Annotated in this window: 11 protein-coding genes; 6 read left to right on the top strand and 5 right to left on the bottom strand. The window is 70.0% G+C overall.

Annotated elements, in window-relative coordinates:
- Window positions 1-263 (bottom strand): hypothetical protein (locus WJM95_RS00005; RefSeq protein ID WP_339127289.1); only part of this gene is annotated, 263 nt, incomplete at its 3' end.
- A gap of 186 nt (window positions 264-449) precedes the next feature.
- Here WJM95_RS00005 and WJM95_RS00010 point away from each other — a divergent pair.
- Window positions 450-914, top strand: coding sequence for a hypothetical protein (locus tag WJM95_RS00010; RefSeq protein WP_339127291.1), 465 nt, complete (start codon window positions 450-452; stop codon window positions 912-914).
- A gap of 202 nt (window positions 915-1116) precedes the next feature.
- Here WJM95_RS00010 and WJM95_RS00015 read toward each other — a convergent pair whose 3' ends face one another.
- The 3 genes from WJM95_RS00015 to WJM95_RS00025 form a co-directional block, all read right to left on the bottom strand.
- The gene (locus WJM95_RS00015) at window positions 1117-1536 is read right to left on the bottom strand and encodes a hypothetical protein (RefSeq protein ID WP_339127292.1); all 420 of its coding nucleotides are present in this window, start codon (window positions 1534-1536) and stop codon (window positions 1117-1119) included.
- 40 nt (window positions 1537-1576) lie between these two features.
- Window positions 1577-2767, bottom strand: coding sequence for an MFS transporter (locus WJM95_RS00020; RefSeq protein ID WP_339127293.1), 1191 nt, complete (start codon window positions 2765-2767; stop codon window positions 1577-1579).
- Between the two features lie 188 nt (window positions 2768-2955).
- A complete protein-coding gene (locus WJM95_RS00025) occupies window positions 2956-5559 on the bottom strand; it encodes a PA14 domain-containing protein (protein ID WP_339127294.1) in 2604 nt (867 codons plus the stop codon).
- A gap of 159 nt (window positions 5560-5718) precedes the next feature.
- Here WJM95_RS00025 and WJM95_RS00030 point away from each other — a divergent pair, with 159 nt between their 5' ends.
- The 5 genes from WJM95_RS00030 (at window position 5719) to WJM95_RS00050 (ending at window position 11514) form a co-directional block, all read left to right on the top strand.
- On the top strand, window positions 5719-6732 hold the full coding sequence (locus WJM95_RS00030; RefSeq protein WP_339127295.1) for a LacI family DNA-binding transcriptional regulator: 1014 nt from the start codon (window positions 5719-5721) through the stop codon (window positions 6730-6732).
- A 143-nt stretch (window positions 6733-6875) separates the two neighbouring features.
- Window positions 6876-7976: an ABC transporter substrate-binding protein gene (locus WJM95_RS00035; protein WP_339127296.1), complete on the top strand. Its 1101-nt coding sequence runs from the start codon at window positions 6876-6878 to the stop codon at window positions 7974-7976.
- Between the two features lies 1 nt (window position 7977).
- Window positions 7978-9540, top strand: a complete 1563-nt coding sequence (locus WJM95_RS00040; protein ID WP_339127297.1) for a sugar ABC transporter ATP-binding protein — start codon at window positions 7978-7980, stop codon at window positions 9538-9540.
- Entirely contained in the window at window positions 9533-10495 is a 963-nt protein-coding gene (locus tag WJM95_RS00045) for an ABC transporter permease (protein WP_339127299.1), read from the top strand. Before WJM95_RS00040 ends, WJM95_RS00045 begins: the two co-directional genes overlap by 8 nt.
- On the top strand, window positions 10492-11514 hold the full coding sequence (locus WJM95_RS00050) for an ABC transporter permease (protein ID WP_339127300.1): 1023 nt from the start codon (window positions 10492-10494) through the stop codon (window positions 11512-11514). The genes WJM95_RS00045 and WJM95_RS00050 overlap by 4 nt, the downstream gene beginning before the upstream one ends.
- A 196-nt stretch (window positions 11515-11710) precedes the next feature.
- On the opposite strand, the gene WJM95_RS00055 is transcribed toward WJM95_RS00050, so the two are convergent.
- A complete protein-coding gene (locus tag WJM95_RS00055) occupies window positions 11711-12613 on the bottom strand; it encodes a lamin tail domain-containing protein (RefSeq protein ID WP_339127301.1) in 903 nt (300 codons plus the stop codon).
- Between the last annotated feature and the right edge of the window lie 337 nt (window positions 12614-12950).

The following is a 12950-nucleotide window of genomic DNA, read 5'->3' on the forward strand; positions in this document are numbered from 1 at the left end:
GCGGCCGCCGCCTCGTCCTTGGCCATGCCGAGGAAGCGCTGGACCGTCTGGATCGGCATGTCGAGGCCTTCGGACGCCTCCTGGACACCGCCGAACACCTGCACCGCCTCGGCGACGGCCATGGCGACCTCGACCTCGGCCTTGCGGACCTTGGCCTCGGCCTTGTCCACGGTGTCGACCACCGCCAACTGACGGCGCTGCTTCTCCTGAAGGCGCTGCTTGCGCGACAGGGCTCTGTCGGAGTTCGAGTTCTGCACAGACATGGCCAAGATCATAATGAGTCGCGCGTGCGCCGTGAAATCGGCAACTTCCCTGTGCCACGGCAGGCGTTCAGGGCCCGGACCGACCGGAACTCCGATCGTCCCTCCCTCCGTACGGGACCGGTCCCGTACGGCTTGCGCGCCGTAGCGCGGTCGCCGGCGCGGGGCGGGCCTGACAGGGTGTCGGTCATGACCTCCGAGCCGTCGCACCCCGTCCCCGTCCGTCATCGCGACGACGGCACACCGCTCGCCCGGTTCACCGGACGGATGCTCGTGGTCTGCCCGAAGTGCGGGGGCCGTGCCCTGGTCGTCCCCCGGCCCGGCGTCGAGGCGCCGAAGTACTTCACCGAGCTGCTCTTCCAGCCCCGCAGGCTCGTCTGCGAAGGCTGCGGCACGGTCGCCGACCGGACGGCCGAGCAGCGGGGCGGCGCCTTGGTCGGCGCGGTGCCCGGCGGCACCGAGGACCCGTTCTTCCGGCGTCCCCTGTGGCTCCAGACCCGGTGTGCGGGACGGATTCTGTGGGCCTACGACGTGGAGCACGTCGATGCCCTCGCCGCCTTCGTGGGCGCGCGGCTGCGCGAGCGTCGTGCCTCCCCGACGAGGGCGATGTTCGCCCGGCTGCCGGCCTGGGATGAAGGCCGCCGAGCACCGTGACGAGGTACTGGACGGCCTGGCTGCCCTCCGGATCCTGGCCGGTCTGTCGGCCCCCGCGGACCGTTCCGAAGCGGCCCACGAACGGGGCGACCGAGCGCGCCACCACGCCGGCACCCTGTTCCGGGGCAGGCCGTACTAGGGCGAGCCGTTGTCGCCGAAGAGGAGGCAGGGGCAACGGAGTTGTCGCGATCGGCAGCCGTCGCTACAGCTCGAAGTCCTGTGCCAGCCCCTCCCAGTCGATGCCGCGAAGGGCAGGGGCGGCGTTCTCGCCCGCCGGTATCTCCGGTGCGTGCTGGAACCAGGCGACGACGAGGGCGGAACCGTCCATCGACCCGTCGAGCGGGGCGGATTCGAAGGAGCCGACGCAGAACACGGGAGGCAGCACCTCGACGGGACCGAAGGCGCCCGCGGTCGCGTCCGGGTACTCGCGCGAGGGCGGAACGAAATGGACCGGCGTGGGGGTGGACGTGTGCTCGGCATACCGCTGGAACCTGCTGACTCTCAGGTCGTTGACCCGCTTGCACGGGTAGCCCTCCAGCATCCCCGCGTAGGTCGACGACATGCGCAGGTCGGTGAGCCGGATCGCGCGACCGGACAGGAGGAGCGTGTGGCCCAGTGACATGCCGACACCCTATGCGCGCGATGCACGGTCGGCACGTGACTTAAACCTCCGCCGGAGTCCGCTGTCGTAGGAGGTAGACCCCCGCGACCGACGCCAGGACGGCCATGCACGCGATGAACACCAGCCCGGCACCCTCCAGGCCGATCGGGCCCACCAGGACGCCCACCCCGATCACCGGGACCGAGATGCCCGCGTACGCGACCACGAACAGGGTGGAGATCACCGCCGCCCGCTGGTGTTCGGGCGAGGCCTGCGCGACGGTCGTCAGCGCCCCGCGGAAGGCCAGGCCCTGACCGGCTCCGCCGACGATCGCGCTCAGCACCACCAGGACCATCAGGTCCCAGTGGAGCGCGCCCGCGAGCAGGGCGAGGCCGGCGAGGAGTGCGGCGCAGCCCAGGGGCAGGGACCGTCCCGCGCCGACCCGGCCGACGGCGAGCTGTCCTGCCGTCGAGGCGAAGAAGGCGAGGGCGACGACCAGTCCGCTGACCGCGTGGTTGGTCACGTCCAGGGACTCGGCGAGGAAGGCGGGGCTGACCGAGGTGAACACCCCGAACAGGGCGAAGCCCACGAACGCGGCGATCGCGGGTGGCGTGAACACCGGCCGCACCTGTGCGGGCAGGCCCGGCCGTTGGGGTCGTACGGTGCTCAGCGGCTTCCGCTCCCCTACGGTCTCGGGAAGCCGCAGCACGACGACGGCCGAGAGTGCCACCAGGGCCAGATGGACGGCGAAGGGCAGGTACAGCGGCCAGGGGGCGTACTGGGCGAGGATCCCCGCGAGCAGCGGTCCGCAGCCGAGTCCGCCCATGTTGGCGGCCGTCGCGATGAAGGTGGCCCGCGTGGCGCCGCCCGGCGGGGCCAGTTCCATCACGTAGGCGGTGGCGGCTCCGGTGAACAGGCCCGCGGACAGGCCCGACATCAGCCGCCCCACGTACAGCCAGCCAAGCCCCGTGGCTGCCAGGAAGCAGACCGCGCTCGCCGCCGCGAAGCCGAGGCCCCACAGGAGCACCGGGCGCCGGCCCACCGTGTCGGACGCGTTGCCCGCGAGCAGCAGTACGCCCATGACCCCGAAGGCGTACACGGCGTACACGATGGTGACGGTGAGCTCGGAGAAGCCGAACTTCTGCTGGTAGAGGCCGTAGAGAGGGGTCGGCAGGGTGGTGCCGGCCATGCAGACGGCGAACACCGCCCCGCTGAGCAGACACGCACGCCAGCTTCGGAGATCACCGTCCATGCCGCCGACACTAACGTCGAGGGCCGCCGCGATTCGGCCCGACGTGCCGCCGGACAGGGCCGTGAACGGCGAGGCCGGGCGCGGTCCGCCGTCCTTCGCGGGAGGGCGGACCGCGCGGGCGGCCCGTCAGGGAGCCGCGTCGAGAGGCGCGCGGAACGGCGGGGAGGCGTGTTCCGGGCGCATGGCCGTCAGGAGCAGTTGGCCGGTGTCGCCTGCGACGCGTCGTGGATCAGCGCGTCGTGGGCGGCCTTCAGCCGGGCCACGTCGGGTTTGACCACCTTGCGGTCGTAGGTGATCAGGCCGTTCAGTTCTCCTTCCACGTCCGAGATCTGGGTGTAGACGGCTCCGTTGCCGCCCTTGCAGGCGAGCTTGTGGACCTCGGCGAGGCGGGCGAGATAGTCGTCGGTGTACGCCGAGGGGTCGACGTCCACGTAGGACTGCTGCACGGACCAGGCGTGTCCGGGGACCGCGAGGCCGAGGCCGCCGTACTCGCCGCTGACCAGGGCCCGTTTCCCGTCCGGGTTCGGTGGCAGCGCGGGGCTCGGGTAGCCGTGTTCGTCGATGATGTCGCCGGTGCCGCCGTCCACGCCGAGGTTGATGCCGGACATGGAGTTGATCAGGCGGGTCGGGTCCCAGGTCTTTGCCTGGTCGGCGACGCGGGCCTCGTCGTACTGGCCCCAGCCCTCGTTGAAGGTCACCCACATGACGACCGAGGGGCTGCTGATGTGTTCGTCGATGACCTGCTTCATCTCGCGCTCGTACTCGGCGCGGGACGCGGCGCTCGGGTCGACTCCCGCGGTCATGGCGGGCATGTCCTGCCAGACCATCAGGCCGAGCCGGTCGGCCCAGTAGAACCAGCGGTCGGGTTCGACCTTGATGTGTTTGCGGACGGCGTTGAAGCCCATCTGCTTGTGCATCTTCAGGTCGTAGGCGAGGGCGTCGTCGGTGGGCGCGGTGTAGAGGCCGTCGGGCCAGAAGCCCTGGTCGAGGGTGGCCATCATGAAGACGGGTTTGCCGTTGAGGACGGTGCGCGGGGTTCCGTTCACCTGCTCCACGGCGATGGAGCGCATGCCGAAGTAGCTGCCGACGCGGTCGGCGCCGACGGTCACCTTGAGGTCGTAGAGGAAGGGGTCGTCGGGTGACCACAGGTGCGGGTTCCTGATCCGCAGGACGAGGGGCTGCCCGGTGCGGCCCTTCACGGTGGCGACCTTGCGGTGTCCGGCGTACGCGGTCGCGGTGACCGGCACTCCGTCCCGCACGCCCTTCGGCTCCACGGTGAGCCGGCTGTTCTTGACGTCGGGCGTCAGCTTGAGCGAGTCGACGTGGTCGGCGGCCACGGGCTCCATCCAGACCGTCTGCCAGATGCCGGAGGACGGGGTGTACCAGATGCCGCTGGGGTCGAGGCGCTGCTTGCCGACCGGCGGGTTCTCGCCGCCCTGCGCGTCGGTCGGGTCGTAGACGCCGACGATGAGTTCCTGGGTGCGGCCGGGCTTGAGCGCGGCGGTGATGTCGGCGCCGAACTTGTCGTAGCCGCCCTGGTGTTCGGCGACCTTGGTGCCGTTGACGTAGACCTCGGCCCGCCAGTCGACGGCGCCGAAGTTGAGCTGGAGGTGCTTGCCCGAGCCGACCTTCCAGTCCCGGGGGACGGTGAAGGTGCGCCGGTACCACATGCGGTCCTCGTGGCGCTCGATGCCGGAGAGCTGGGACTCCACCGGGTAGGGCACGCGGATCTTCTCGGCGAGCTTCCTGCCGACCGGCGGCTGTTCGCCCGCCTTGGCGGGGGCGAACTGCCAGGAGCCGTTCAGGTCACGCCAGTCGGTCCGGGTGAGCTGGGGCCTCGGGTACTCGGTGCGGGCCTTGCCGGCCTCGACCTGGTCGGCCCACTTCGTCCGCAGCTCGTGGGTGGAGCGGTTGGGGCCGCTGCTCCAGAAGGCGTTGACAACGTTGCCGTTCGTTCCGGAGAGGCCGCCCTTTCCGTCGTAGCGCAGGTCGGCGGCGCCTCTGGCGCTGCCGGACTTGTTGCCGACGACGGGTTCCTTCAGGCCGACGATCAGGGACTTGGGGTCCGCGGGGTCCAACGTGGCCGTGGACAGGGGCCACTTGGCGCCGCCGATGACGGCTTCGACGTGGTCGGTGAGACCTGCGGGGGGTGCGCTGAGCGGCTGGGCGAAGTCGAGGCGCAGGCTGCGGCCGTCGGCCTGGACCGTGGTGGCGACGGCCCCGTCGTAGGCGTATCCGTCGGGCAGCCGGAGTGCCGACTGCGGGACGGCGGTCTTGGTGCCGCCGGGCGGGGTCCAGCGCAGATGGAGGTTGGAGCCGCCGAAGTGCTCGAAGTACTCGACCTTGATGTCGTAGGACTGTCCGGCGGTCAGGTCGATGGGCTGGGAGGTCTGTTCGCGGTCCCAGTCGTCGACCCAGTGGTCGATGGCGAGGTGTCCGTCGATCCACAGCCTGAAGCCGTTGTCCCCGATGATCGAGAACGTGTGGGGGCCGGTCTTCTCGGGGACGATCCGGCCGGTCCAGCGGACGTTGACGTCGTCCGACTGTGGGGTGGCGAAGGCGAGCCGGGGCTCCAGGTTGTCGAAGTCGAGATTGGTGTCCAATCCGGTGGCTTTGAGCTCGTGGAAGTCGAAGGCGCCGGGGGCGGACTGGGTGTAGTACTCGCCCTTCAGGCCGTGGACTTCGACGGGGGTGTCGGCGGCCGTGGCGGTCGGGGCCGCGGTGAGCCCCGTCAGTGCGAGTAACGCGGCTACCAGGAGTGTCAGTCGGGGGCGGAGTGTTCTGATGCGCACGGATCCTCCTTGGCTGAGGAAGGGTGGCGGCTCGTTGCTTCAGTCTGTACAACGTTGGAAGTAGCGGGAGTTGGCATCACAGCACGGGTCCCGGCCTCTGTCCAGGGTCATGACAAACGCCCAGGTGACAGCGGCGCACATCGATGAAGAGGAGATCCCTTGCGGGTCAGCCTGAAGGACGTCGCGGAACACGCCGGCGTCTCGATCAAGACGGTTTCGAACGTCGTGAACAACTATCCGCACGTCACCCCGGCCATGCGGGCCCGGGTCCAGGAGGCCATCGACGAGCTGGGCTACCGGCCGAACCTCACGGCACGCCATCTGCGCAAAGGACGCACGGGCATCATCGCCCTCGCCGTCCCCGAGCTCGGCAACCCGTACTTCGCGGAGCTGGCGGGCGCGGTCATCGACGCGGCCGCCGAGCACGAGTTCACCGTGCTGCTCGACCACACCCGCGGCGACCGCGAGCAGGAGGTGCTGGTCAGCCAGGGGTTCCGGGCCAACGTCATCGACGGTCTCATCCTCAGCCCGCTGGAGCTCGAGGACGAGGACCTGCGCTCGCGCACCGACGACGTGCCGCTCGTGCTGCTCGGCGAGCGCGAGTACGAACTTCCCTACGACCACATCGCGATCGACAACGTCTCTGCCGCGCGCAGTGCGGTACGCCATCTGCTGAGCCGGGGACGCTCGCGGATCGCCTACCTGGGGGCCCGTACGGATTCGGCCAACCGGCCGGCACATCTGCGACTGGCCGGATGGCGCGAGGAGTTGACGGAGGCCGGGGTGGCGGCACCCGACGAACTCGTGGTCCCGGTGGGCGGCTGGGACCGCGACGAGGGGGCCCGCGCGATGGCCAGGCTGCTCGACTCCGGGGTGCGCCCCGACGCCGTCTTCGCGTACAACGACCTGGTCGCGATCGGTGCGATGCGGGTGCTGCACGAGCGGGGTCTGCGGGTGCCGTGGGACGTGGCGGTGGTGGGCTTCGACGACATCGAGGAGGGCCGGTTCGGGGCGGTCACCCTGACGACGATCTCGCCGGACAAGCAGGCCATCGCGCGGATGGCGGTGGCCTCCCTGCTGCGCAGTCTCTCGGGCAGGACCGAGCCGGGAGGGCGTGAACTGACCGCCGATTTCCGGCTCGTCGAGCGCGAGAGCACGCTCGGGCGGCGCTGACGGGTTTTCGGACGGAGGGCTTTACAGGTCTCTTTCAACGATGTAAAAACCTCCCCGGAACGACGAGTACACCGAGTTGACCGCAAGAGCCGATCATCCCCGGGAGCGCTCTCAGCGCCGGGGCCGCGCCGTTTGGGGACTCCATGAAGCCGCTCGCACCACGTCATCGCATCTCCGCCAGGACCCTCCTCGCCACCGGCCTCGTCACGAGCCTCGCGCTCGTCTCCGGATGCGCGAAGTCCGAGGACGACACCGCAGGCAAGGACAAGAGCTCCGCCGGGGCGAGCGACCAGGGCCAGGTCGTCGCCTCACCGTCCACGGGCTCGGGCCCGACCTGCGCCATCGACGCGTACGGCGCCAAGAAGATCGACCTGAAGTCGGCCACCGTCGGCTTCTCGCAGTCCGAGAAGGAGGCCAACCCCTTCCGGATCGCCGAGACCGCGTCGATCAAGGCCGAGGCGGCCAAGGAGGGCGTGAAACTGCTGACGGCCAACGCCCAGTCGCAGTTCTCCAAGCAGATCAGCGACGTCCAGGACCTCATCGCCAAGGGTGCCGACCTCCTGGTGATCGCGCCGCTCAACTCCGACGGCTGGGAGCCGGTCCTGCGCTCGGCGTCCGCCAAGCACATCCCGATCATCACCATCGACCGCAAGATCAACGCCACCGCGTGCAAGGACTATGTGAGCTTCATCGGCTCCGACTTCGTGGAGCAGGGCAAGCGGGCCGCGGACCAGATGATCGAATCGACCGGCGGCAAGGGCGAGATCGCCATTCTGCTCGGCGCCGCGGGCAACAACGTGACCACCGAACGCACCAAGGGCTTCGAGGACCGGATCAAGGAGAAGGCCCCGGGCCTCAAGATCGTCTTCAAGCAGACCGGCGACTTCGCCCGGGAGAAGGGCCAGTCGGTCACCGAGAACCTCATCCAGTCCAAGCCCGGCATCACCGGGATCTACGCCGAGAACGACGAGATGGGCCTCGGCGCGGTCAACGCCCTCAAGGGGGCCGGCAAGAAGCCCGGCGCGGTGAAGATCGTGACGATCGACGGCACCCGCAACGCCGTCCAGGGCATCGTCGACGGCTGGATCGACGGCGTGATCGAGTCCAACCCGCGCTTCGGGCCGCTCGCCTTCCAGACCCTGGACACCTTCACCAAGGGCGAGAAGGTCTCCCAGGACATCGTCATCCAGGACAGCGCGTACACCAAGGGCAACGCCAAGGCCGACCTGGGCAAGGCCTTCTGACATGTTGTCAGTGACCGGCCTGTCGAAGACCTTCCCCGGCGTGAAGGCCCTGTCCTCGGTGGACTTCACGGCCCGCGCCGGGGAGGTGCACGCGCTCATCGGGGAGAACGGCGCGGGCAAGTCGACCCTGATCAAGGTGCTCACCGGCGTCTACCGGCCCGACGAGGGCGAGGTCACGTACGACGGCGCCCCGGTCCGCTTCGCCACCCCGCTCCAGGCGCAGCACGCGGGAATCTCCACCATCTACCAAGAGGTCAACCTGGTCCCGCTGATGAGCGTGGCCCGCAACCTCTTCCTCGGCCGCGAACCCCGCGGCCGCCTCGGCCTGATCGACTTCCGGAGCATGCACCGGCAGGCCGAGGAGGCGCTGCGCGACCTCGGACTCCACGTCGACGTCCGCCGGCCACTGCGTGAACTGGGCGTCGGCGCCCAGCAGATGGTGGCGCTCGCCCGCGCCGTCTCGGTCGACGCCCGCGTGGTCGTCATGGACGAACCGACCTCCTCGCTCGAACCCCGAGAGGTGCGGACCCTGTTCGGGGTGATCCGCATGCTGCGCGAGCGGGGCATCGCGGTGATCTACGTCAGCCACCGGCTCGACGAGCTGTACGAGATCTGCGACGCGGTCACCGTGCTGCGCGACGGCAGGGTCGTGCACACCGGGCGCATCGCCGAACTCGACCGGCTCAGGCTCGTGGCGCTGATGCTGGGACGGGAGATCGCGGACGTGCGGCAGGAGGGGCTGACCAAGTTCACGGGCGGTCACGACACCGAGACCGAACCCGTCCTGGAAGCACAGGATTTGACGATACGTCACCAGTTGCACGGGGTGTCCGTCTCCCTGCGGCCCGGTGAGGTGGTGGGGCTGGGCGGGCTGCTCGGATCGGGGCGCACCGAGACCGCGAAGGCCATCGCGGGCGCCCTGCCCGTCGACTCCGGGCGGGTCGTGGTGGCGGGTGTGCGCGTACGCACCGGCTCGACGCCCGCCGCGATCCGGGCCGGCATCAGTCTGCTCCCCGAGGACCGCAAGGCCGAGGGGATCGTGCCGGGGCTCTCGGTCCGGGAGAACATCGCGCTCGCCGCGCTGCCCGGACTCTCGCGCTTCGGTCTGGTCGACGAGGCACGTATCGACCGGATCGTCGACACGTTCATGAAGCGCCTGCGGATCAAGGCGGCGAGCCCGCACCAGAAAGTGGGTGAACTGTCCGGCGGCAACCAGCAGAAGGTGCTGCTGGCCCGCTGGCTCGCCATGCAGCCCAAGGTCCTGCTCCTCGACGAGCCGACCCGCGGCATCGACGTCGGCGCCAAGGCGGAGGTGCAGAAACTGATCGACGAACTGGCCGAGGACGGTCTCGGCGTCCTGCTCATCTCCTCCGACCCCGAGGAACTCGTCGAGGGCAGCGACCGCGTGATCGTCCTCAAGGACGGCGCGGTCGTGGAGGAGCTGACCGGGGACGCCGTCACCGAGGACCGGCTGATGCGCGCCATCGCCACCGCACCCGCCTCCCCCACCGTCACGGCCGCGGCCGGCGGTGCGGGCACCGGCCCGGGAGGCCACGATGACTGACCTGACGCTCGGCCGGGTGACCGCCGACCGCGACCGTCTGCTGTCCCTGCTCCAGGAGTACGGCGTCTATCTGGGCGTCGTGGTCCTGCTGCTGGTGAACACCCTGTTCACCCCCCACTTCCTGTCCACCGAGAACTTCCGCACCCAGGCGGTCCAGGTCGCCCCCGTCCTGATCGTGGCGCTCGGCATGGCGCTGGCGATCGGCAGCGAGGGCGTCGACCTCGCGGTGGGCTCCGTGATGGCCCTGTCCACCTCGCTCCTGTCCCTCTATCTCGGCTACGGGCCCGGAATCGCGATCCTGATCGCGCTCGTGGGCGGTGCCGTGGTCGGCGTGGCGAACGGAACGCTCATCGCGTTCGTCGGCGTCCAGCCGATCGTCGCGACACTCGCCCTGATGGTCGCCGGGCGCGGGCTGGCCCTGGTGCTGCTCCCCCAGCTCAAGGACGTGCACGACCCGGCCATGGCCGACCTGGGCTCCGGCGACGTCCTGGGCGTCCCCTATGTCGTGCTGATCGCGGCGGCCCTCGCCCTGCTCGTCGGCTTCGTCGTACGCCGCACGACCTTCGGCCGCAGTCTGCTCGCCATCGGCGACAGCCGGCCCGCGGCCCGGCTCGCCGGACTTCCGGTACGGCGTGTCCTCATCCTCGTGTACGTCTGCTCGGGCGTCCTCGCGGCCGTCGCGGGCGTGCTCGCCACCGCCCGGCTCACCGCGAGCGACCCGTCCTCGCTCGGCAACCTGATGGAACTGTCCGCCATCACCGCGGTCGTCGTCGGCGGCACACCGCTGAGCGGCGGCCGTATCCGGATCGGCGGCACGGTCGCCGGAGCCGTACTCATCCAGCTGCTCACCACCACGCTCATCAAGCACGATCTGCCGCCGTCGTGGACCCAGATCGCCCAGGCCGTGGTGATCGTCCTCGCCGTCTACGCGGCCCGGGAACGAGGAAAGCGATGAAGACCGACGTGGACACCCCGGTGCACGCCAAGAGCACGGCCGAGGACGAGCCGGCCGGCGCGGGCCGCTCCGAACGGCTCAGCGCCCTCGCCCAGCAGCACGGCGCGCTGGTCACGCTGATCGTGGCGATGACCGCGGCGTCCATCGGCTTCGACACCTTCCTGACCGGCGACAACCTGGAGAACATGGCGCTCTCCTCGGCGTTCCTCGCCGTGGTCGCGCTCGGCATGACCTTCGTCATCGTCACGGGTGGCATCGATCTGTCGGTGGGCTCGCTCTTCGCGCTCGGCGGCGTGCTCGCCGCCTGGGCGTCGCAGTACGGGGTGGTCGCCGCGCTGCTCCTGCCCCTGGCCGTTTGCGGACTGATCGGCTTCGTCAACGGACTGCTGATCGCGCGTTCCCGTCTCGCCCCGTTCATCGTCACGCTGGCCTCGATGCTGGGCGCCCGGGGCCTGCTGCTCTCGATCACCGACGAGGGCTCCCGGACGTATCTCGTGGGCAAGGGGTCGTTCTTCGCGAAGCTCGGGCAGGGCGCGCTGCTCGGCGTCGGAGTGCCCGTGTGGATCACCGTGGCGCTGTTCGTGCTCGGCGCGGTGGTCCTGCGGCGCACCCGGTTCGGGCAGTACGTGTACGCGGTCGGCGGCAACGAGGACGCGGCGGCTCTGATGGGCGCCCCCGTGGCCCGTACGAAGATCTCCGTCTACACGCTCTCCGGGCTGTGCGCGGGACTCGCCGGAGCGCTCAACGCGGCCTGGCTCGCCTCGGGTGTCACGATCCTCGGCTCGGGCATGGAACTGGACGCGATCTCCGCGGTCGTCATCGGCGGCACCCTGCTCACCGGCGGGTTCGGTTTCATCAGCGGCTCACTTGTCGGGGTGCTGCTCCTGAAGGTCATCCAGAACGTCATCAACCAGATCGGCTCCCTGGACTCCGCCTACCAACAGGTGGTCAGCGGCGCGTTCCTGGCCGTCGTGGTGATCGCGCAGACCTGGCTGGGGCGCAGGCGCCGGGTGCTGTGAGGGCAGGGGAGGCCGCTTTCGTACCCGGAAACAGAAGACCCGCACCGGTCGGTGCGGGTCTTTCTGCGGCGTCGCCGTCGTGCGGAGTCGTGCCTCATCGGGTCCGTGCGGGCCCGGAACTACAGCCGGTCATCTCCATGTCCTGACCGGACGTCACCCCTGGGACACCCCGAGCGGATGCGCCTTGGGCCGCTGTTCAGTGACCCTGGCCGTGTCCCTGGCCCTGCTGACCGTGCTGGCCCTGGCCCTGCTGGCCCTGGCCCTGCTGACCCTGCTGACCCTGCTGACCCTGCTGGCCCTGGCCCTGCTGACCCTGCTGGCCCTGCTGACCCTGCTGACCGTGCTGGCCCTGTCCGCGATCGCGGTTGTCGCCGCCGCGGTGGTCGCCGCCACGGTGGTCGCCGGGGCCGCGGTGGTCGTCACGGCCGTGGTCGCGGTCGTCCCCGCGTCCACGGTCGTCCCCGTGACCCCGGTGGTCACGGTGGTCGTCACGGCCGGGCCCGCGGTGGTCGCGGTGGTCGTCACGGCCGTGGCCCCAGCGACCATCACGGTCGTGGCCCCAGCGGCCGTCGTGGTCGTGGCCCCAGCGGTCGTCGTGGTCGTGGCCCCAGCGGTCGTCACGGCCGTGGTCGCGGTCGTGGTGCCGGCCCCAGGAGACGCTGTCCACGAAGCGGCCGCGCTCGGTGCGCAGCGTGGCGACGTCGGAGTGGTTGTCCCACACCTCGTTGCGGCGGTCCTGGTACAGGTCACGGCTGGTGTCACGGCCGAAGCCGGTGTGGATACGGACGGTGGAGCGGGCTGCGAGGCGGTAGTCGTCGAAGGTGTAGCGGTTGCCCTCCCGGTCCGACAGCGTCCAGCCGTTCAGGTTCACACCGTGACGCCCCGCGTTGGTGATTTCCACCCACTCCGCGTTCAGCGAACGAGCGGAGCGGTCGTCAAAGCCCGGAGCGTCGGCCTGAACCCGGCTGATCTCGACGTGGGAGCGCTCGAAGCGCGGCTCCGCGGCCGAGGCCGACACGGAAGCCGAACCGACCAGAGCGCCGGCCGCCAGGGCGGCGGCCACCAGACGGCGGGCAGTGACAGACGTGGAAACGGACATGAAAGCTCCTCAAGGTTCGAGAGCCGGCACACCCATTGCGGGCACCCCTCACGGGGAACCCGCACGGTGCGACCCTGTGCGAGTCCCGGCCCGGTGGCCGAGGACTCATAACTTGCTGCACATCCCCGCCCAGGACGGGCGACATCAGACCCCTGTTACGAATTACGGACATGTCGGTTACAGATGCTTGTATCCGCCCTTTAACCGGTGAAAGCCGATGAGTGACATATCGCCATCCTCAACTCCCTTACGCCTACGGCTTCCAGGAGATGAACGGGCATCTTCCGCATCCCGGCCGGCCGACGGGCCGTCACCCGAAAGTGAGTAACACCGTTCC

This window comes from Streptomyces sp. f51 (assembly GCF_037940415.1).
GTDB lineage: Bacteria > Actinomycetota > Actinomycetes > Streptomycetales > Streptomycetaceae > Streptomyces.

Excerpts from the sequence above, each read along its gene's own strand:
- WJM95_RS00010 (WP_339127291.1), top strand. The coding sequence starts at position 450 with ATGACCTCCGAGCCGTCGCACCCCGTCCCCGTCCGTCATCGCGACGAC.
- WJM95_RS00015 (WP_339127292.1), bottom strand. The coding sequence starts at position 1,536 with ATGTCACTGGGCCACACGCTCCTCCTGTCCGGTCGCGCGATCCGGCTC.
- WJM95_RS00020 (WP_339127293.1), bottom strand. The coding sequence starts at position 2,767 with ATGGACGGTGATCTCCGAAGCTGGCGTGCGTGTCTGCTCAGCGGGGCG.
- WJM95_RS00035 (WP_339127296.1), top strand. The coding sequence starts at position 6,876 with ATGAAGCCGCTCGCACCACGTCATCGCATCTCCGCCAGGACCCTCCTC.
- WJM95_RS00040 (WP_339127297.1), top strand. The coding sequence starts at position 7,978 with ATGTTGTCAGTGACCGGCCTGTCGAAGACCTTCCCCGGCGTGAAGGCC.
- WJM95_RS00045 (WP_339127299.1), top strand. The coding sequence starts at position 9,533 with ATGACTGACCTGACGCTCGGCCGGGTGACCGCCGACCGCGACCGTCTG.
- WJM95_RS00050 (WP_339127300.1), top strand. The coding sequence starts at position 10,492 with ATGAAGACCGACGTGGACACCCCGGTGCACGCCAAGAGCACGGCCGAG.
- WJM95_RS00055 (WP_339127301.1), bottom strand. The coding sequence starts at position 12,613 with ATGTCCGTTTCCACGTCTGTCACTGCCCGCCGTCTGGTGGCCGCCGCC.